At 50.9% G+C, this 21067-nt stretch carries 20 protein-coding genes; 16 read left to right on the forward strand and 4 right to left on the reverse strand.

Features of this window, described 5'->3' with window-relative positions; genetic code table 11:
- The first annotated feature begins 108 nt into the window (after nucleotides 1-108).
- From fdnG to hemL, 15 genes are all read left to right on the forward strand, one after another.
- Entirely contained in the window at nucleotides 109-3171 is a 3063-nt protein-coding gene (gene fdnG / locus HPY81_02585) for a formate dehydrogenase-N subunit alpha (GenBank protein ID NPV26347.1), read from the forward strand.
- Complete coding sequence (locus HPY81_02590; GenBank protein NPV26348.1) at nucleotides 3171-3974, forward strand: 4Fe-4S dicluster domain-containing protein; 804 nt, start codon at nucleotides 3171-3173, stop codon at nucleotides 3972-3974. The genes fdnG and HPY81_02590 overlap by 1 nt, the downstream gene beginning before the upstream one ends.
- The gene (locus HPY81_02595) at nucleotides 3964-4620 is read left to right on the forward strand and encodes a formate dehydrogenase (protein ID NPV26349.1); all 657 of its coding nucleotides are present in this window, start codon (nucleotides 3964-3966) and stop codon (nucleotides 4618-4620) included. The genes HPY81_02590 and HPY81_02595 overlap by 11 nt, the downstream gene beginning before the upstream one ends.
- Before the next feature lie 287 nt (nucleotides 4621-4907).
- Nucleotides 4908-5741: a formate dehydrogenase accessory protein FdhE gene (locus HPY81_02600; protein ID NPV26350.1), complete on the forward strand. Its 834-nt coding sequence runs from the start codon at nucleotides 4908-4910 to the stop codon at nucleotides 5739-5741.
- Between the two features lie 15 nt (nucleotides 5742-5756).
- Nucleotides 5757-5945 (forward strand): twin-arginine translocase TatA/TatE family subunit, encoded by a 189-nt coding sequence (gene tatA, locus HPY81_02605; GenBank protein NPV26351.1) that lies wholly within the window; start codon nucleotides 5757-5759, stop codon nucleotides 5943-5945.
- Nucleotides 5946-6096: 151 nt separating this feature from the next.
- Nucleotides 6097-6738, forward strand: coding sequence for a bifunctional precorrin-2 dehydrogenase/sirohydrochlorin ferrochelatase (locus tag HPY81_02610; GenBank protein NPV26352.1), 642 nt, complete (start codon nucleotides 6097-6099; stop codon nucleotides 6736-6738).
- Nucleotides 6714-8033 carry a glutamyl-tRNA reductase gene (locus HPY81_02615; protein ID NPV26353.1) on the forward strand — a complete coding sequence of 440 codons (1320 nt, stop codon included), beginning with the start codon at nucleotides 6714-6716 and terminating at the stop codon, nucleotides 8031-8033. The genes HPY81_02610 and HPY81_02615 overlap by 25 nt, the downstream gene beginning before the upstream one ends.
- Before the next feature lie 12 nt (nucleotides 8034-8045).
- Nucleotides 8046-8981: a hydroxymethylbilane synthase gene (gene hemC, locus HPY81_02620; GenBank protein ID NPV26354.1), complete on the forward strand. Its 936-nt coding sequence runs from the start codon at nucleotides 8046-8048 to the stop codon at nucleotides 8979-8981.
- Complete coding sequence (cobA, locus tag HPY81_02625) at nucleotides 8974-10506, forward strand: uroporphyrinogen-III C-methyltransferase (protein ID NPV26355.1); 1533 nt, start codon at nucleotides 8974-8976, stop codon at nucleotides 10504-10506. The genes hemC and cobA overlap by 8 nt, the downstream gene beginning before the upstream one ends.
- A gap of 34 nt (nucleotides 10507-10540) precedes the next feature.
- On the forward strand, nucleotides 10541-11719 hold the full coding sequence (locus tag HPY81_02630; protein ID NPV26356.1) for a radical SAM protein: 1179 nt from the start codon (nucleotides 10541-10543) through the stop codon (nucleotides 11717-11719).
- Nucleotides 11720-11832: 113 nt separating this feature from the next.
- Entirely contained in the window at nucleotides 11833-12810 is a 978-nt protein-coding gene (hemB, locus tag HPY81_02635; GenBank protein ID NPV26357.1) for a porphobilinogen synthase, read from the forward strand.
- A 30-nt stretch (nucleotides 12811-12840) separates the two neighbouring features.
- Nucleotides 12841-13857 (forward strand): putative heme d1 biosynthesis radical SAM protein NirJ2, encoded by a 1017-nt coding sequence (gene nirJ2, locus HPY81_02640; protein ID NPV26358.1) that lies wholly within the window; start codon nucleotides 12841-12843, stop codon nucleotides 13855-13857.
- Complete coding sequence (locus HPY81_02645) at nucleotides 13844-14323, forward strand: Lrp/AsnC family transcriptional regulator (GenBank protein ID NPV26359.1); 480 nt, start codon at nucleotides 13844-13846, stop codon at nucleotides 14321-14323. Before nirJ2 ends, HPY81_02645 begins: the two co-directional genes overlap by 14 nt.
- Nucleotides 14320-14793, forward strand: coding sequence for an Lrp/AsnC family transcriptional regulator (locus HPY81_02650; protein ID NPV26360.1), 474 nt, complete (start codon nucleotides 14320-14322; stop codon nucleotides 14791-14793). Before HPY81_02645 ends, HPY81_02650 begins: the two co-directional genes overlap by 4 nt.
- An 8-nt stretch (nucleotides 14794-14801) precedes the next feature.
- Nucleotides 14802-16103, forward strand: a complete 1302-nt coding sequence (gene hemL / locus HPY81_02655; protein NPV26361.1) for a glutamate-1-semialdehyde 2,1-aminomutase — start codon at nucleotides 14802-14804, stop codon at nucleotides 16101-16103.
- Between the two features lie 111 nt (nucleotides 16104-16214).
- On the opposite strand, the gene HPY81_02660 is transcribed toward hemL, so the two are convergent.
- Genes HPY81_02660 through HPY81_02670 form a run of 3 tightly spaced genes read right to left on the reverse strand, consistent with a single transcriptional unit; the run spans nucleotide 16215 to nucleotide 19086 of the window.
- Nucleotides 16215-16634, reverse strand: a complete 420-nt coding sequence (locus HPY81_02660) for a universal stress protein (protein NPV26362.1) — start codon at nucleotides 16632-16634, stop codon at nucleotides 16215-16217.
- Between the two features lie 38 nt (nucleotides 16635-16672).
- The gene (locus HPY81_02665) at nucleotides 16673-17800 is read right to left on the reverse strand and encodes a cation:proton antiporter (GenBank protein ID NPV26363.1); all 1128 of its coding nucleotides are present in this window, start codon (nucleotides 17798-17800) and stop codon (nucleotides 16673-16675) included.
- A gap of 23 nt (nucleotides 17801-17823) precedes the next feature.
- Nucleotides 17824-19086: an MFS transporter gene (locus HPY81_02670; GenBank protein ID NPV26364.1), complete on the reverse strand. Its 1263-nt coding sequence runs from the start codon at nucleotides 19084-19086 to the stop codon at nucleotides 17824-17826.
- 297 nt (nucleotides 19087-19383) lie between these two features.
- On the opposite strand from HPY81_02670, the gene HPY81_02675 reads away from it, so the two are divergent.
- Entirely contained in the window at nucleotides 19384-19887 is a 504-nt protein-coding gene (locus tag HPY81_02675; GenBank protein NPV26365.1) for a universal stress protein, read from the forward strand.
- 75 nt (nucleotides 19888-19962) lie between these two features.
- Here HPY81_02675 and HPY81_02680 read toward each other — a convergent pair whose 3' ends face one another.
- On the reverse strand, nucleotides 19963-20931 hold the full coding sequence (locus HPY81_02680; protein ID NPV26366.1) for a 2-hydroxyglutaryl-CoA dehydratase: 969 nt from the start codon (nucleotides 20929-20931) through the stop codon (nucleotides 19963-19965).
- Nucleotides 20932-21067 lie beyond the last annotated feature (136 nt).

Raw genomic sequence — 21067 nt, forward strand, 5'->3', positions numbered from 1 at the left:
AAATTCTGATTTAAAAAATATTTTGTCCAAGAAAGGTGGTGATGTTTCGCTATCGCGACCTGACATTTTTATGCATGGCCAGAAAGGGACGAAAGGAGAGAAGACGTAGTGAAGGTTTCAAGGAGAGACTTCTTGAAAATCTCGGGGGCAACCGCGGCTGCTTTTGCGGTGATGAACCTTGGCTTCGACCTGTCGGCGGCGGCTGCGGAAGTCAAAGGGCTGCGCATTAAAGATGTGAAGCCGGTGCCAACGATTTGCCCCTACTGCGGATGTGGGTGTGGCGCGGTAGTCTACGCTGCCGGTGGAAAAGTGATCAACATCGAAGGCGATCCCGACAACCCCATCAACCAGGGTTCGCTGTGCAGTAAGGGGTCGGCGTTGTTCCAGCTGTACGACAACGAAAAGCGCGTTAAGAAGCCGTTGTACCGGGCCCCCGGCAGCAACAAATGGGAAGAAAAGGATTGGGATTGGGTTTTAGACAAGATCGCGGAGAAGGTTAAAGCCACCCGTGATGCCAGCTTTATCAAGACCCAAAAGATTAAGGTTAAAGATCCGGTGACCGGCCAGGAGATAGAGAAAGAGGTCGTGGTTAACCGGACGGAAGCGATCGCGTCACTTGGTGGAGCGGCCCTTGATAACGAAGAGGCTTATTTGCAATCTAAAATGATGCGCAGCCTGGGCGTAGTGTACCTCGAACACCAGGCCCGGATCTGACACTCCTCTACGGTCGCCGGTCTGGGACCATCATTTGGTAGAGGAGTAATGACTAACCACTGGGTTGACCTTAAGAATACTGATTGCGCCCTGATCATGGGCAGCAACCCGGCGGAAAACCATCCGATGTCGTTCAAGTGGCTCACCAAAGCCAGGGAGGAACGAGGGGCTAAGATCATTTGTGTTGACCCACGGTTTACCCTTTCGGCGTCAAAGGCGGACATCTATGCGCCGCTGCGTCAGGGAACGGATATCGCTTTCCTCGGCGGGATGATTAAGTATATCCTGGATAATAATAAATACTGGCATGATTATGTTGTTAATTACACTAACGCTCCATTCCTGATCCATGAAGGCTTTGATTTCAAGGATGGCTTATTCTCCGGGTATAATGAACAAACCCGTGCGTATGATACCACCACCTGGGATTATCAGGTCGATAAGGACGGTAACCCGCTGAAGGACATGACCTTGCAGCATCCCCGGTGTGTTTTCCAATTGTTGAAAAAGCATTATTCACGGTATGATTTGGATACCGTATCTAAAATTACCGGTACTAAGAAGGAAGATCTCCTGAAGGTTTATGAGGCTTTTGCCGCCACTGGTAAACCCGATAAGTCCGGGACGATCCTGTACGCGATGGGTACCACCCAGCACACGGTTGGTTCCCAAAACGTGCGGGCCTTCGCGATTATCCAGTTGTTGCTGGGTAACATTGGTCTGCCTGGCGGTGGAGTACAGGCGATGCGGGGCGAGTCGAATGTGCAGGGTTCGACAGATATGGCACTGTTATTCCACCTGATCCCGGGTTATCTGAATTCACCTAGTACCGACTGGCCTGACCTGAAGACATATCTGGAGAAGGAAACTCCAAAATCAGGGTACTGGTCTAATAAGCCGAAGTTCTTGATCAGTATGCTTAAGGCCTGGTGGGGAGCGGCGGCAACCAAGGAAAACGATTTTGCTTACGATTATTTACCTAAACGGGACGCTAAGAAGAACTATTCCCATATTGCCCTCTTTGAAGAGATGTACGGGAAAGACGGTAAGGGTGGGAGCATCAAAGGATTGTTTATCTTTGGTTCCAACCCGATCGTCGGTGGACCGAACGCCAACAAGGAAAAAGCCGCGCTGGCTAACCTTGACTGGCTGGTAGCCGTTGACTTATGGGAAACTGAGACTTCAGCTTTCTGGCAAACCGAGGCGGGTTCTGACCCGACCAAGATCAAGACGGAAGTCTTCCTGTTGCCGGCCTGTGGTTCTTATGAGAAAGAAGGGACGGTATCAAACAGCGGCCGGTGGATTCAGTACCGCTGGAAGGCGGTTGAGCCGATCGGTCAATCCAAGCCCGACCTGTGGATCATCGACCAGATCATGCGGCGGGTCAAGAAGCAGTACGCCAACAGCACCGACCCCAAAGACCGGCCGATTCTGGACCTGACCTGGGACTATGGCCATGGTCACGAGCCAGAAATCGACCTGATCGTCAAAGAAATGAACGGCTACGAAGTCGCGACGGGTAAACCACTACCGAATTTTGGGGCGCTTAAAGAAGACGGATCAACAGCCTGCGGCATCTGGATCTGGGGTGGAATCTACCCAGAAGAAGGCAAGTATCTGGCCAAACGGCGTGATACGGTCGATACAACCGGCATCGGGGCCTACTTGAACTGGGCCTTTGCCTGGCCGGCGAACCGCCGGATTGTGTACAACCGCTGCTCGGCTGACCTGGAAGGTAAGCCCTGGAGTGAGGCCAAGAAAATCATCTGGTGGGATCCGACCAAGGGTGATGCTTCTAAAGGCGAAAAGGGCAAGTGGGTTGGCTTAGACGTTCCTGACTTCAAAGCCACGACTGCGCCCAATGAACCGGGTGGAAACCTTCCCTATATCATGAAGCCTGAGGGTGTGGGTTGTCTGTTTGCTAATAAGGCCCAAATGAAGGAAGGTCCATTCCCCGAGCACTATGAGCCGTGGGAAAGTCCGGTCCAAAATATTATGAGTAAGGTCCAGTTCAACCCGACCATCAAGGTTTGGGAACCTGATAAACAGGGTAAGCCTGACAAGTACCCAATTATTGGCACCACCTATCGGGTGACGTCGCACTGGCAAGCCGGGGCAATGACGAGAAACTTGCCGTGGCTGGCCGAGTTAACGCCCAATGTCTATGTGGAAATGAGCGAATCGCTGGCCAAGGCTAAAGGGATCAGCAATGGAGATGAGGTCATTATCTCTACCACCCGGGGTGAAATGAGGGCCTACGCATTGGTGACCAAGCGGGTCAAGCCGTTTGATCTCAACGGCAAGAAAGTCGAGCAAATTGGGGTCCTGTGGCACTTTGGCTTCAAGGGTGTGGCTACGGGCGATTCGGCCAACAAGTTGACGCCGCATATTGGTGACGCCAACACCATGATCCCCGAATACAAAGCATGGCTGTGCGATGTAAGGAGGGCGAAATAATGGCTAAGTTAACTAATTTGATTGACGTCACCAAGTGTACGGGCTGTCGCGCCTGTCAGGTGGCCTGTAAGCAGTGGAACCAGTTGAAGGCGGAGATCACGCCATTCAAAGGGACTTACCAGACCCATCCTGATTTAATGGCCCATACTTATACCGTGGTTATGTTCAACGAGTATGAGGAAAAGGATGGCCAGATCAAGTGGTACTTCCGTAAGCACCAGTGCATGCACTGTGAACATCCCGTATGCGTGGAGGTTTGTCCGCGTCAGGCCCTGATGAAAACGGATACAGGCGCGGTGATTCGGGATAAAGACAAATGCATTGGTTGTCAGTACTGTGTTTACAGCTGTCCCTTCCAGGTGCCTAAGTATGATAAACAGGCTGATAAAGCCACTAAGTGTGAGCTCTGTTATGACCGCATGGTTGCTGGCATAATCCCTGCTTGTGCCAAAGCCTGCCCGACTGGAGCAATTATGTATGGTAAACGGGATGAATTGTTGGCTTACGCCCAGAAGCGGATTAACGAATTAAAACCGACAAACCCCAAGGCCAACGTTTATGGGGTCAAGGAATTGGGCGGACTGAACGTGCTCTATGTTCTGGCGGACGAGCCGGAGAAGTATGGGTTACCTTCTAATCCACAGGTGCCGGCGCACGTTGGCTTGTGGCAGAGGGTTGTGCAGCCATATGGCGGCTGGCTGATCGGCTTGGCTGCAGCTGGAGCCATCGGAAGTTTCTTCAGCACCCGATTAATCAATCTCATGAATTCCAAGGCCAAAGGAGGGAAGACCCATGGCCACTAGAGTTAAAGAGCGTGTCTTGCGGTTCAGTGCCAGTGCCCGTATTGCGCACTGGGGGCACACGGTTACCTTTTTAGTTCTGTTGTTCACCGGCCTGGCCCTCTTCTCCCCATCGTTGAGCTTTCTGGCTCCAGTGTTCGGTGGCTACAGCACAGCCGGTAAGATTCACCGGATCATGGCGGTGTTCTACACGGCGATTCCACTGGTGTGTTTGATTGCTAACCCGAAGGGCTTTATCGAATGGTGGAAAGATGTTTTTAACTTTACCAAGGATGACCTGAAGTTTGTCATGATCTTCCCGCTAGAGTTCTTTGGGTTTCCGGTCGAGATTCCACCCCAAAGCAAATTTAACGGTGGGGAGAAGATGAATTCGGTTGTAACCACTACTTCCTGTGTGTTGCTGGCGATTAGTGGTTACATCATGTGGTTCCCCCAGGCCTTCCCGGTCTGGCTGATCCGGGCTGCTTACCCAACCCATGACATCTGCATGATCCTGGCCACGACCATGGTTTGTATGCACGCCTACCTTGGTTCGCTGCACCCAGGATCGCGCGAGTCGCTGCAGGGGATGCTGCGGGGTACTGTTCGGGCGGATTGGGCGGCTCACCACCATGCCAAGTGGTATCAAAAAGTAACCGGTGGAAAATAAACCCATGACCGCAACAGTTTAAAAATCGAGAGGGAGTAACCAGTGCGTTACTCCCTTCTTTTTCCTTTACTTTTCTAACTGTTTTTCGATCAACGGAGCACTTCTTTTTTCAGGTTAAAAGAAGGATATATGCAGATGGAGAGAGAATTGAACGTAATTATAAGCGAACGGGAAGTAAAGTTAAGGCTTATTTATACTTACCTGTTTTAAATAAATTATTTATGGCTTATAAATATTGTTTATAGCTCAAGGACAAATTAGTGAAAGAAAAGTAAGGAGGGACTGAGGTGTCTAAAAACCCGCCCGTAGTTATGCCTGTCGAATTGATCGAATTCTATCAGGCTCTCATTAAACTCCAGACAGAAATTGGCGAGCTGTTGGTTAAACCCCAGTGGCAAATTGATGAAGCTCAGGCATTTCAGCACCAGTACCAGGGTAAACCATGGCTGGAGATTGTGCATTTGGGGATTGAGCCGCCGGTGTTCGCGCGAGTTTGGCGCCAGATGGCCGAGTTTTTGGCTGAACAGCGGCCACCGGTCAGAGAGGAAATTGAGCGGATTCTGGCTACCCAGAACGAGTTGGATTTTGGTGAGCTGGCAACGAGGGCTGTACAGCAGGACGAAGGATATCTGGCCGGTAAGGCGGCACGACTGGGTGTCAATTCTAGTTTGTTTTTCCTGCTGGCCGAGCATGCCGTGCGGCCATTTATGCGGGGGGCGGCACTGGTCCTGGCCCCATATATTGATCAGGAACGCTGGTTGAAGGATGTTTGCCCCGTGTGCGGGAAGAAAGCTTCAATTTCAAAACTGCGGGAAGAAGACGGCAAGCGGGTAATGTTTTGCCCGCATTGTTCTACCGAGTGGCTGTACCGACATCTGGCGTGTCCGCAGTGTGGTAATGATGACCATCAGAGTATCCGTTTCTTTACTGTGGAAGGATACGACGCCCACCAGGTTTATGTCTGCGAAAAATGCAAGGGGTATATTAAAACTTATGACGAGAAGAAGGGTGGACCGCTTAACAATATCGAACTGGAAGATGTCAAAACGATTTATCTGGACATGCTGGCTGAGCGTGAGGGATATGTTAATGATAGTCTCCAAAAAAAACTCTTACACTAGACAGGAGGGCTGAGAATGTTTGGTTTGTTACCTTTTAGTGTTGGACCCTGGGAATTGATTCTTATCCTGCTGATTGTACTGATCATTGTTGGACCTGGCAAACTACCCCAGGTTGGCGGTGCCCTGGGTCGAGGTTTGGGAGAATTTCGCAAGGCCCGGAACGAGGACAATGAAAGCGAACCGGAGAATCCAAAGAAAGCCTAACTGACCATACACAGAGGCTGCCTGTTGCTAAAAACAAGATACCAGCGGGGACAATATACAATATACAATGGCGAATCATTTTTGTTATAATGTCGCTAAGACATAAGACAAGGGACCCCGGCGTACTTTGATTGTGGCGAGAGGTAGAGGTATGAGCCATTTGTATCCGGTTTATTTACGACTTGAGGGGCAAAAATGTGTTGTTGTGGGTGGTGGTCAGGTGGCGGCCAGAAAAGTTGCCTCGCTCCTGGAGTGTGGGGCGGCTGTCACCGTGATCAGCCCCCACGTTACGCCAGAACTGGCGGACTTATCCAGACGGCAGTTGATCACCTATCACCAACGTCCTTACCGGTCGGGTGACCTGGATGGCGCTTTTCTGGTGATCAGTGCGACCGACGATGAACAGGTTAACCAGCAGGTAGCGCACGATGCGCAAACGCAAAAGATCCTGGTTAACGTGGTGGATGATCCGACGTATTGTTCATTTTATGTGCCTTCTGTCATCCGACGGGGATCGCTGTGTATCAGTATTTCGACTGAGGGGAAGAGCCCGCTGTTGGCCAGGAAGCTGCGGGAAGAACTGGCGGCACGCTTTGGACCGGAGTACGGTATTTTGGTGGATATCCTGGGTGAAGCCCGGGTCGAAGTTCTCGAAAGGATAGCCGATCCGGCCCAAAGAAGGTATATTTTTAACCAACTGGTAGAGCTTGACCTGATCACCTTAATTAAAGAGGGAAAAGTAGATTTGGTGAAGGAGCGGGTAGCGCAATGTTTATCGTCGTTGTCGGATTAAACCACAAAACAGCACCCGTGGAAGTACGGGAACGACTGGCTATATCTGCCGCTGCTCTGTCGGAAAGGCTGGCTGAAGTGAAGCAGTTGCCCAGTGTTGAGGGCGTCGTGATTTTATCGACCTGCAACCGAACGGAAATTTACGCGGCGGTAACGGATATCGAAAGAAGCCTGGCGGGGATCCGTGAGGTCATGGCGCGGGTCGCTGGAGTGGATATGACTGAACTAAAACAGTATCTATACAGTCCGACCTGTCACGATGCTATTGCGCATCTTTTTCGCGTCGCCGCTGGTCTTGACTCAATGATCATTGGCGAAACTCAGATTCTGGGTCAGGTCCGGGAGGCTTACCAACTGGCCTGTGAGTATGGCGCCAGCAACGGCGTTTTGAACACCCTGTTTCAGCAAGCGATCACGGTCGGCAAGAGGGTGCGGACAGAGACGGCAATTGACCGCCACGCGGTGTCAATCAGCTACGCTGCGGTAGAGCTGGCCAAACAAATCTTTGGCCGGCTGGACGGATGCACGACCCTGATCATTGGTGCTGGTGAAATGAGTGAATTGACGGCCCGACATTTGGTAGCCAATGGCGTGGTCAGTGTCCTGGTGTCTAACCGTTCGTACGAGCGAGCCGTCGAACTGGCGACTCAGTTTGGTGGTGTAGCGGTTAAATTCGACCAGCTTAGTCGCTACCTGGAGAGGGCGGACATTGTGATCAGTTGCACGGCCGCCTGCCACTACGTAGTGCATCCTGCAGCGGTGGAACAGGCCATGCAGGCGCGCGAGGGACGCAAGATATTCATGATCGACATTGCCGTTCCCCGCGATATTGATCCGGCCGTTGCCAATATCCCAGGTGTCTACCTGTATGATATTGATGACCTGCAGCATGTTGTTGATAGTAACCTGATGGAGCGTCAGAAAGAGGCGGTTAAAGCGGAAAAAATTATTCAACAGGAGATTATTGAATTCAATAACTGGCTGAACAGTCTATTTGTTGTCCCGACCATCCGGGCCTTGAAGGAGAAGGGTGAGCGGATCAAGCAGACAGAGCTGCAGCGGGCCTTCAATCGCCTGGGGACGGTGAGCCCACGCGAGGAAAAAATAATTCAGTCTCTAGCCAATTCGATCGTTAACCAATTACTGCATGATCCAGTAATTCAGTTAAAACGGTATGCCACTACCCATCAGGGGCATCTGTATACCGAAGTATTACAGAACCTGTTTAATCTGGAAATCGAAGGGCAGCGACTGAAAACTGCCAGCGAAAAAACTGAGGTGGTCGCTGAATCGTAGGAGGGACGAAAAATGCGGGAAATCGTTGTCGGCAGCCGGGACAGCCAGTTGGCCATGTGGCAGACCAAATGGGTGGTTGACCAACTGCGGGAGCTGTACCCGACCGGCCGGTTTCGAATCGTCCCGATCAAGACAACGGGAGATAAAATTCTGGACGTGGCCCTGGCCAGGATTGGTGATAAGGGCCTCTTCACTAAGGAACTGGAAATAGCCTTGTTGAAAGGTGAAATAGATCTGGCGGTCCACAGCCTGAAAGACCTGCCGACGGAACTGCCTGCCGGCTGTCAGATTGGTGCCATCTGCTGCCGGGCCGATCCGCGAGACGTATTAATTTCGCCAACGGGTTTAACCTTGCGTCAATTACCCCTGGGAGCCAGGATCGGGACAAGCAGTCAGCGGCGACGCGCCCAACTTTTGAACTATCGGCCTGACCTGGAGATCCTTGACCTGCGCGGAAACCTGAACACCCGGCTGGAGAAATTGACCCGGCAGTCTTTAGACGCCATTGTCCTGGCTGCAGCCGGGGTGGAGAGGCTGGGGATAACGGAGCGAATCAGTGAGTACTTACCGTTTGAGGTTTGTCTGCCGGCCGTGGGACAGGGCGCGATCGCGGTAGAGATTCGTCAGAATGATCCCGAGATCGGAGCTGTTGTAACGCTGCTTAACCATTTTGAATCGGTAATAGCTGTCACTGCGGAACGGGCCTTATTGAAGCGCCTGGGCGGCGGTTGCCAGATTCCTATCGCCGCTTATGGGGAGGTTACTGGAGAATCATTGAAGCTCCGTGCCCTGGTAGCCAGTGTGGATGGCCGTCAAGTGATCCGGGGGCAGAAGCAGGGAGCAGTCAGTGAGGCCGTCCGACTGGGTGAGCAGTTGGCTGAGGAATTATTGGGGCAAGGGGCCGACGCAATTCTCAAATCTTTAGAGCGGGAGATAAGAAATGACTAAAGGAATTGTCTATTTGATTGGAGCCGGACCCGGTGATCCAAAGCTGATCACTCTCAAAGGTCTGGAGTGTCTCCAGCGGGCCGATGTAATTATTTACGACCGATTGGCTAGCCCTCGGCTGTTGAATTATGCCCGGCCAGATGCTGAGCTAATTTTTGTGGGCAAATCGCCGGAGCGGCATACCCTTAGACAGGAAGAGATTAATCAGGTTTTAGTTGATCAGGCCCGGCAGGGTCGGATTGTTGCCCGGTTAAAAGGGGGTGACCCGTTTGTCTTCGGCCGGGGCGGCGAAGAGGCTGAAGCGCTGGCTGCTGCCGGGATTCTGTTTGAAGTGGTACCGGGGATTACTTCGGCGATTGCTGTACCAGCTTACGCAGGGATACCAGTGACTCACCGTGATTTTACGTCTACTTTTGGCATTATCACCGGTCACGAAGACCCCACCAAGGATGATACCAGCATTGCGTGGGACAAACTGGCGACTGCGCTCGGGACAATGGTTTTCCTGATGGGGATGGAAAACCTGCCCCAAATTGTGCAGCGGCTGCTGGCTAATGGGCGCCCAGCCACTACGCCTATCGCTTTGATCCGCTGGGGGACTCGGTCGGAGCAGGAAACCCTGGTTGGAACGCTTAGTGATATCGTGGCCAAAGCGGAAGCGCATGGTTTCAAATCGCCAGTGGTGATTGTTGTTGGAGAAGTGGTTAGCCTGCGTGAGAAACTGCAGTGGTTAGAGAAAAAGCCGCTGTTTGGTAAACGGGTCGTGGTAACCCGGGCCAGGGCTCAGGCCAGCGTTTTTGCCCAAAAAATTGAGGCCTTGGGCGGGGAAGCCTGGGAGTTTCCAACGATAGAAATCGTTCCACCTTCTTCCTGGGCGGATCTAGATCGCGCCATCGATGAAATCGATTCGTACCGGTGGATCGTATTTACCAGCATCAACGGGGTGAAGTCGTTTTTTGACCGACTCCTGGTCAAGCAACGTGATATTCGAGATCTCAAAGGAATCAGCTTGGTCGCGATCGGCCCGCAGACGAAAGAGGGCCTGGCCAGGCTGCACCTCCAGGTTGAGTATGTTCCCACCGAGTTTCGGGCAGAAGCGGTAGCTGAGGGTCTGCGTGGTAAACTCCAGCCCGGTGACCGGGTCCTGTTGCCCCGGGCGAAAATCGCGCGGAAAGTCCTCCCTGAGACCTTGCGCTTGATGGGTGCCGTGGTCGATGAAGTTACAGCCTACGACACTGTTCAGGAAAGCGGAAATGCCCAGTTCTTGAAGAAAATGCTCGCCAATGGGTCGATTGATCTGATAACATTTACCAGTTCCTCCACGGTACATAATTTTATGGCGATGTTAAAACCAATCAGTTTGGCTGAGCTAAAGAGGGTACGGATTGCGTGTATCGGTCCGGTTACCGCGGATACCGCTCGCCAGTATGGTTTGTCCGTAGATATTGAGGCCAGGGAGTATACCATTGACGGCCTGTTGCAGGCGATCCTGGAGTATTATGGTTCAGATGGGGCGCAGGAGTGAGTTAAAGTTTACTCAAGAAGGGAGTACTGCTTAAATGATTGGTTGTACGAAACTGCTGTGTGGTACCGCTACTGTTTCCGAGGCCATCAAATATCAGCGCGATTCCAGACAGTTACCACCACAGATGCTGCAGTTTTCTACTGCTGAACGGCCGCTGGTGGTCTGGAACATGACCAACCGCTGCAATCTCCGGTGCCGGCACTGCTACCTGAACGCCGAGGACCGGGATTACCGCGGGGAATTAACCACAAAACAAGCCCTTGCCTTCATCGATGACCTGGCAGAAATGAAAGTCCCAGTGCTCTTATTTTCTGGAGGAGAGCCCCTGCTGCGCCAGGATATTTTCCAACTGGGCAGATACGCGGCTGACCGCGGCTTGCGCCCGGTGATTTCTTCTAACGGTACCCTGATTACGCCAGAGGTCGCCGCGCGGATTAAAGACGCGGGTTTCCAGTACGTCGGAATCAGTTTGGACGGGGCGCCAGCCACTCACGATAAATTCCGGGCCTTACCAGGGGCATTCGCCAAAGCCCTGGAGGGGATTCATAACTGTTTGCAGTTCGGCGTCAAAACCGGTGTCAGGTTTACAGTCAACAAGTTCAATCAACAGGACCTGCCGGAAGTTCTCGACATCGTCGAGAAAGAAGGTATCCCGCGTTTCTGCATGTACCACCTGGTCTACTCCGGCCGGGGCAAAGAGATCAGGGACCTGGATACCAGCCGGGAAGAGAAACGGGAGATCATGGAGCAGATCATCGCGAAAACCCTTGATTTACACCGGCGCGGGGTCGAGGTGGAGATCCTGACCACGGATAACCACGCTGATGGCATCTATCTGTTGCACTATCTACGGAAGCACGCGCCCGAGCGGGTAGACGAAATTATGCAACTATTAGACATGCATGGTGGCTGCTCGGCCGGGACCAAGTTTGCTAATGTGGATCCCCAGGGAAATGTTCATCCCTGTCAGTTCTGGCAACACTACACCCTGGGTAATGTCAAGGAGCAGAAGTTCAGTGAGATTTGGTGGAATAACGATGATGAACTGCTGGTCGCCTTGCGGGATAAACAGAGTAAAGTTACCGGCCGCTGTGGGCGCTGCCAGTATAAAGCGGTTTGCGGCGGTTGCCGGATTCGAGCTCAGATGGTGTACGGCGACCTCTGGGCAGAGGATCCCGCTTGCTATTTGACGGAAGAAGAGATCGGCAGTTAGCCTTAGAGTCAGCTATCGTTGGCTAACGAAAAACTGCCGGTTAACCGTACCCTGATGATGAGGAAGTGCGGTTGGTACTGAATAATTTAAAATAATAGGAGGTTGATTAGGCTATGGGTTTTCCCACGATCCGGCTGCGGCGTCTGCGCGAAAATCAGGCCATGCGCAATCTGGTCAGAGAAACACACCTCACTGTGAATGACCTGATTTATCCCCTTTTCGTCATCGGGGGGCAGAACGTGCGTAACCCCATCGATGCAATGCCAGGGGTCTACCAGCTTTCGATTGACCAGTTGCTAAAAGAGGTGAATGAGGTAGTAGACCTGGGTATACCCGGCGTGTTGCTTTTCGGTATTCCTGAAACCAAAGACGAAGTGGGTTCAGCAGCGTATGACCCGGACGGCATCATCCCCCGTGCGGTGCGCGCTCTCAAGGATGCTTACCCCGAACTGCTGGTCATGACCGATGTCTGTCTCTGCGAGTATACCAGCCACGGTCACTGCGGTGTAATCAAAGAAGGGCATGTGGACAACGACGAAACCCTGGAGTTATTGGCCAAAGAAGCCGTCGCGCACGTTAAGGCGGGGGCGGATCTGGTGGCTCCCTCCGACATGATGGACGGACGGGTGGGCTATATTCGTCGAGCCCTGGACGAGGCGGGCTACAGGCACATCCCCATCATGGCTTATTCGGCCAAATATGCCTCGGCTTTCTATGGCCCATTCCGCGAAGCCGCCCAGTCAGCTCCTCAATTTGGCGACCGCCGCGGCTACCAGATGGACCCGGCCAATGGCGATGAAGCCCTGCGTGAAGTCTGGCTGGACATCGAGGAAGGGGCGGACATCGTGATGGTCAAACCTGCCCTGCCGTACCTGGATATCGTCCGGCGCGTGAAAGATGAATTCCGTTACCCGGTGGCTGCCTACAACGTCAGTGGGGAATACGCTATGCTGAAAGCAGCGATCGCCAACGGATGGCTGGAAGAGGAGCGTGCCATCATGGAAGCCCTTACCAGCATCAAGCGGGCCGGGGCGGATGTCATCATCACCTATTTTGCCAAAGATGTGGCCAGGTGGCTGCGTGGCGAATGATATGAATGGAAGAAAAGGGGTGGGGCCAGCATGATCGTTTCCTGGAACACGACCAACCAGTGCAATATGTACTGCGACCACTGTTACCGGGATGCTGGAGCCAGGGTGGAAGACGAGCTGAGTACAGCGGAGGCGAAGAAATTATTAGACGAGATCGCGCGAGCCGGCTTTAAGATCATGATTTTTAGCGGCGGTGAGCCGCTGCTGCGGGAGGATATTTTTGAACTGGTGGCCTGCGCCCGGGAACTTGGTTTACGTCCCGTCTTTGGGACCAATGGTACCCTTATAACACCAGAGGTGGCCGAAAAGCTGAAACAGGCGGGAACAATGGGCATGGGGATCAGTCTGGACAGCCTCAATCCTGACCGTCATGATCAACTGCGGAAGTTCCCTGGCGCCTGGGAAGGCGCGGTGGCCGGGATGCAGAACTGCCGGGCGGTCGGTCTGCCCTTCCAGATTCATACGACTGCCTTTGATTGGAACTATGATGAGATCGAGGCTTTGACTGACTTTGCTGTAGAAGTTGGGGCAGTCGCCCACCACATCTTTTTCCTGGTACCGACCGGCCGGGCGGTGAATATTGAAAATGAGGCTCTGCGGGTGGAAAAATATGAACGGCTGCTGCACCGGATTCTAAAGAAACAGCGGGAAGTGTCAATCGAGCTCAAACCCACCTGCGCTCCCCAGTTTATGCGGATTGCCCAGCAGCAGGGAATAAACCTCCGCTTCCAGCGGGGGTGTCTGGCGGGAACGTCCTATTGTATCATTGGCCCGACAGGGGATGTCCAGCCGTGTGCTTATCTAAATACCCCGCTCGGCAATGTGCGGGAAGTACCATTTGATGAAATCTGGCGTCACCACCCGGTTTTCACCCGCTTGCGCAGCCTGGAATACGGTGGAAAATGCGGCTGGTGCCAGTTTAAACAATCCTGTGGCGGCTGCCGGGCCCGGGCGGCTTATTATCAAAAGGGTGATTACATGGCGGAAGATACCTGGTGTCTTTTTCAACCCAAGCGAGGTGAGCAGGTTAGTGCTGGAAGCCGTTGACCGGAAACTTTTAAATATGATTCAGACCGATTTTCCCATCACCACGGCTCCCTACCGGATAATCGGCGAACGGCTTGGGCTGACCGAAGCGGAGGTTTTGGCCAGGATCGCTAAACTTCGGCAGCAGGGCATCATCCGGCGCCTGGGTGCAACTTTTGATTCTCAGCGGCTTGGCTACCACAGCACCCTGTGTGCGGTTAAGGTCCCTGTCGATCGGGTTGAAGAGGTGGCGGCTTTGATCAACAAGTATCCCGGCGTCACTCATAACTACCTGCGCGAACATGAGTACAACCTGTGGTTTACCTTGATTGTTCCAACTCCTGAGGATCTGCACGCAACCATCATGGAGATCCAGGCACGAACGGGATTACCCGTGCTTAATCTACCCGCTGACAAGATGTTTAAAATCAGGGTTAACTTTGATTTTGCACTTGTGCCGGAAGACCGGGAGGTGGAGGATGATTGACTGAGCTAGAACAGCGCATCGTCAGAGAACTTCAAGAAGATCTGCCCCTGGTCCCCAATCCATTCAAGGTCATTGCTGACCGGCTGGGTCTGACCGAAGTGGAATTACTGGACAAAATTCGTGAGCTGCAAGCCTGCGGGATCATCCGCCGCTTTGGAGCGGTGCTCCGACACCGGGAAGCTGGCATTGAGGCCAACGCGATGGTGGTCTGGCGGGTTCCCCCAGAACGGGTGGAGGAAGTAGGCGTGCAAATGGCCGCATTTTCGGCGGTTAGCCACTGTTACGCCCGTCTGACGTACCCAGACTGGCCGTACAGCTTATTTACTATGATCCACGGTCGAGACCGGCAACAGTGCCAGCAGATAACCGAAGAAATTGCCCGAACAGTAGGCATTGAGGATTATCAGTTATTGTTCAGCACCGCGGAATTGAAGAAGACGAGTATGCGGTATTTTGTAAAGGAAGGTTAGGTGAGATTGTGCACAAGGGGTTTTCTCGCTCGATTGAACTGTTTGCGGAGGCGAAAAAACTGATCCCCGGCGGTGTTAACAGTCCGGTCCGGGCCTTTAAGTCCGTAGGAGCCAACCCTGTGTTTCTCACGCAGGGAGTGGGGGCGAAGGTATATGACGTTGATGGTAATGAGTATATTGACTACGTGGCCTCCTGGGGGCCGTTGATCTTGGGCCACTGCCACCCGGCTGTGGTAGCGGCGCTCAAGGAGCAGGTTGAGCGGGCAATGAGCTTTGGTGCGCCAACCGAATTAGAGACAGAGATGGCTCGCCTGATCGTCGAGGCTCTGCCCTCGGTCGAGATGGTGCGGATGGTCAACTCGGGGACCGAGGCGACGATGAGCGCGCTTCGCTTGGCCAGAGGCTACACTGGGCGCGACAAGATCGTCAAGTTTGAAGGCTGCTACCACGGGCACGCTGACTCTCTGCTGATCAAAGCCGGTTCAGGTGCCCTGACCCTGGGTGTTCCCACCAGCCCGGGCGTGCCAGCCGCCATCGCCAACTACACCATCACTGCTCCCCTTAATGACCTGGAGACCCTGAGCCGGATTTTCGAGCTGGAGGGAGAAGACATCGCGGCGGTGCTCGTCGAGCCGGTGGCCGGGAACATGGGCGTAGTCCTGCCCCAGCCCGGCTGGCTGGAAGGCTTGCGCGAACTAACCCGGGCTTACGGGGCGCTCTTGATCTTTGATGAAGTGATCACCGGCTTTCGGGTTGGTTACAGCGGGGCCCAGGGCCTCTACGGGATCGACCCGGACCTGACCTGTCTGGGCAAAATTATCGGCGGGGGGCTTCCGGTGGGGGCTTACGGCGGGAAACGGGAGATCATGGAGGCGATGGCGCCGGTGGGGCCTATCTACCAGGCGGGGACGTTGTCGGGTAATCCCCTGGCGATGACCGCGGGAATCGCCACCCTGCGGGTCCTCCAGCAGCCGGGTGTTTACGAAGAGTTAGAGAGGAAGGCGGCTAAACTCAACGAGGGATTACGCCAGGCGGCCGAGGAGGCCGGTGTGCCGGTGGCCTTTAATCGAGTAGGGTCGATGATGTGCGGTTTCTTCACCGATCAGCCGGTCATTGACTACGCGAGCGCGTGTACAGCGAATACGGCGCGCTACGCTGCCTACTTCAGAAGCATGCTGAAGCAAGGGGTTTATCTCACTCCGTCGCAATTTGAAGCTGCTTTCGTCTCGCTGGCCCACACCGACGAGGACATCGAACGGACGATTGAGGCCAGCCGGGTAGCGTTTAAGGTAGCGGCTAGGGTAGAATAAGGCGCTTGTTTTTTCTACGCTGAACTGTGCGGGTAAGCGGGTTTTTCTCCTGCTTTTAGCCGACGAAAGAAGGCGTCATAGTCCCGTTCGACCCGCCTTTCATCTTCCTTTTTATTTGACCAGGATTACGGTACAAGGGGAGTGATGAATTACTTTTGATGACACACTCCCTAAGAGGAATCTCTCTATACCAGATACCCCTTTATAACCAATGACTAGCACATCAAAACCTTTTTCAATGGCATAAGCAACAATTTTATCGGCCGGATGACCAAAAAGAACTTTAGTGCCAATTTCTATTCCTTGATTTTCAGCCATCCGTTTGACCTGGGAAAGGATACGTTCCCCCCGAAGCTGACCCTCAGATTGTGCCTCATTTACTTCTCCGACCGTGGCGCTGTAGTCGGGTAGTGGTACTACGGTGAGAGCACAGATACTACCTTCATATTTCGCCGCCAAATCAAGGGCTATCTGGACGCCTTTCTTGGCAATTGGTGAGTCATCTACCGCAACTAATATTTTTTTAAACACTGTATTCCCTCCTTGTTGATTATTTGATTGATCTTATCTTAGATATTATTGTCCTCATATAGAAGATGCCTTGGTTCAAACCAGCGTTGAGCAATGTAAGTTGGAATTATAGCGCTTAGAACTACCGCTGCTACGAGCAGCGAGAATTGAGTTGCATCAATAAACCCCATTGATAGCCCGAACATCGACGAAATAGTTCCAAACGTTAAGCCTGTGCTCATAAGCAGGGTTGTGTATGTCGCACTCTCTTTTATATAAGCTCGGGCAAATGGGTATACTCCAATGATTTTAGCAGCGACTTTCACCAGGAATAGAAATGTTAAAAGTCCCAGGTTGGCATATATTCCAGGCAATGATACATTCATCCCAGCCTTTATGAAGAAGAACGGTGTCAGCATAGCAAAGGCAACAATTCGTAATTTGCGTTGTACGGCCGCATACTGGCTGAAGGTTCGGGACAGAACCAGGCCAAGAACAAAAGCTGGAAGTACAGCATGCCCGGCGCCAACATTGGCCAGGTACATGAAGGCAAATAGTAATAAAAACAGAAATTTAATTTCGGGTTCGATTACACGGTCACCGTATCGATCAAAAACAATAGGAATAATTTTCGGGGCTACCATGATGATTGCAATTGAGCCAAACAGGAAAATTAGCGTTGTCCAACTGTAATCTGCAAACAACAGGCTGAGTGCCAATACTGTACCCATGTCGGTGATAAAACATGATGCCATAATAATTTTTCCCAGTTCAGTGTTAGTTAATCCTGTTTCAACTAAAACGGCATAGACTACCGCTAAAGAGGTGGTTGACAAAGCGACTCCCGCTATCTCGGCCGCTTGAAGTGACCAACCAGCAATCCAATAAGTATAAGCGAAGGCAGCCAATCCGGGGAGTAAAAATGAAAAGCCACCAATCAGGATACTTTCTTTCAGTTTTTGCTTCATGATATCCGGGTCAACTTCTGCCCCGGCTAAAAAGGTTAACAATACGGAGGCAAACCCCGCTAAAAAGTCGACCCAGGGGACCGTATGCAGCCCTAAAAAGTTGCCGCCAATTATCCCCATTGCTATTTCCACGATAGTTACGGAAATTGCAGTTTCAACTGAAACAAAACTGGCAATAAATACAAGAGTGATTAATACTAAAGCTAATTGATAATCCACCGGTGTCCCTCCTAAAATGTCAATTATGCCTCTTGGCGATTATGTTTTGTGGTGGAAAGCAACCAAAAGAGTGTTAAGGTTCCTGCCAACATGACTATGGCTGAATAAGAAAAAGCAAACTTTGGTGATACGGCTGTCCATAAAAATCCGACGGCTAAACTGGAAAATAAATCCCCGATCCCATTGATGGTACCCAACACTCCAAATGCGGTTCCTCTTATTTTAGAATCAATATAATCGCCAGTGAGTGCTCCCTCCAGCGCATCCTCAGCAGCAATATAAACGCCGGCTAAAGCTGATAGGAAACCCAAGTATAGAATGCTGGATGTGTTCAGGGAGAATTCTATGGCAAAACCAAATGAAACTATACTGCCCAAAAGATAACCTACCGCTAGTAGTTTTCCTCGGCCGATTCGGTCACTAATGGCCCCAATCGGGTAGGACGCTAAAGTGTAGAAAATATTTCTTACGACATATAAAGTGGCGGCCATTTGTGCAGCTTTAATTGGACCAAGGCTCGTTGCCAGCAATTGAGTGGAGGCTAAAATGATCAGAGTATGAGAAAAATCGCCGATTCCAAACAATCCTACCGCGGTTAAAAAACGTTTGAAATCTGAGGGTAATGTACGAATGGTCGACCATAAACGAAGTTCACGGTTCCCTTCATGCGGCACTTCCCGAACCATCAAAAAGAAAACTAACGCTGAGCCAATACCCGGGATCAAAGTAAGCAAAAAGATTGTTCTAAATGGAGCAGTTGGCTCAACCGGGTTGGACAAAAACTGTAGGACATAGACCGCGATCAGAGGACCAACCACGGCACCTAAAGTATCACCCGCTCGATGAAATCCGAACGCTTTACCTCTAAAACGGCTTGGTACCGAATCTGTAAGCATGGCGTCGCGGAGAGGCCCCCTTATTCCTCGACCAAACCAACCTACGGTTCGCCCAAATAGGACAAGCAGCCAGGTATTAGCGAAAGCAAACACTGCCTTAGCTATCCCAGTTAAAAAATAGCCTAATGTTACAATATTCTTACGTCGGCCCAAACGATCAGAAAACCAGCCAGCACCAAGTTTAACGAAACTAGAAACGGCATCAGCAATTCCTTCAATAGCACCTAATGCCACAGGTGGCGCCCCGATCGCAGCTAGAAACGCTGGCAACACAGAAGTTGCCATTTCATGTCCTGCATCGGATAGAAAGCTGGTTATACCCATCCCAAGAACGTTACGGTTCAACCAGGTATCTTCTTGTTGTATTATTTGTTCTTCGAGGTCAGCCATTTTTAAAAGGTTCACCTCCTCAAGATTAACTCGGCTTAGTTTTCCCACCCACTAAAAAATAATGACCCCTCTTAAAGTAGGGGCCATTAGCATACTGCATTTCAGTCTACCGACTGTGGTGAGCACCAACACCAAGAATTATTTTTTTTACTGAGTTTCAATATATCAGAATTCCACTTGTACAATCAAGACATTTATTCTTATTGAAAAAGGATAATTAACAATTTATTGTAAGATTTCTCTCTTTTTTAAGTATTTTTGTATTGTTCCCTAATTTTATTTGCTGATAAAAATTATATGGCTGTTTTTGGTCCAGGAAACTCTCGTAAGTTGGGAAAATATGTTATAATAAAAAAAGAAAATGATATGGGGGAGTCGGAAATGTTTCGGAAAGTTTTAGTTCCAATTGACGACTCTCTGATCGCGAGAAAGGCAGCTAACGTCGCAATTGATCTGGCAAAAAGAATGGGTGCTGAATTGCTGCTAATATCTGTTGTTCCCCTTCCTGAGCATGCTGGCACGGTCGGAGAAGTAGCGGAGGCCAAGGCCGAAGGAGAGAGCAAAGTTAGTAAGTATCTTCTAGAATTCCAAAAAGCGGCCAATTTATCTGGAATAAAAGCTGGGGCAAAAATTCTCTTTGGGCACCCTGCCCACACAATTCTCAAGTGCGCAACAGAGGGTAGATTTGATTTGATTGTGATCGGTTATAAAGGGGCCTCAGCAATACAACGATTTTTACTTGGTAGTGTCTCAACTGCTATTGCCGAACATGCACAATGTACTGTTATGATCATAAAATAATCCTGCGTAACGACCGATTTTAAAAAATAAGAATGCTGTTGACTATCCCTAATTTGATACCTTTCTTAAAACGTGTTATGCTGAAATATCTTGGACGTTACCCTGCCACTTACCGCATCTGTCTCCCCATCTAGCCACCGTCTTTCCGTTAAGTTTTAAAGTAACAATTTCACACAGGTTTGGGCATCCTTGGCATTCCCAGCTTGTTGAGGCAAATTGGAAATTGGCAACTTCAAATCCCCTAAATTTTGTTTGGTTTTCTCCGATTGTATCACGGGCTATTAAAGCCGCCCCAATTGCTCCCATAATACCGAAATGATCGGGCACTAATACTTGTAACCCTAACGCTTTTTCGAAAGCCTGTTTTATAGCAATATTTGCAGCCACACCACCTTGGAACACAACTGGTGGTTTGATGTCTTTACCTTTACCAACATTGTTAAGATAGTTTCTAACCATTGCCTCACATAAACCCGCAAGTATGTCAGGCAGGTTATGTCCAACTTGCTGCTTATGAATCATATCTGTTTCAGCAAAGACAGCACATCGGCCGGCAATTCGGACTGGGTTTCTCGCCTTTAAAGCAGTTTCCCCAAAGTCCTCAATATTTATGTTGAGCCGGGCTGCCTGATGGTCTAAAAAAGATCCTGTACCGGCAGCGCAAACGGTGTTCATGGCAAAGTCCACAGGTACGCCATCACGCAAAATAATAATCTTTGAGTCCTGGCCTCCGATTTCTATAATTGTTTGCACACCCGGTACAACATGACTGGCGGCTACTGCATGCGCGGTTATTTCATTTTTTATAACATCTGCGCCTGCCACAACCCCCGCCAGGTATCTACCGCTGCCCGTGGTACCAACTGCTTTAATACTCACTGTCTCATCAATTGCTTCCTTTATTTTGCTCAGGCCTGTTTGTAGCACTTTGGTTGGCTGTCCCTGTGTTCTTAGATAAAGCCCCTTAATAAGACTACCATTTTCATCAATTAATGCTAATTTGGTTGTAACTGAACCAATATCAATTCCCAAGTAAGTGTTCACATCGAGAACTCCCTCCTTATAGTTACAAAAAAATAATTTGTCTATAATTAAATAAAAAACTAAAGCCCCTATTAGTATTTAATACCAACAGGGGCCATTAGCATTCGCTGTTTTGATCGATTCTCCGATCAGGGTG

It is taken from the genome of Bacillota bacterium (genome assembly GCA_013178045.1).
Taxonomy (GTDB): Bacteria; Bacillota; Ch66; order Ch66; family Ch66; genus Ch66.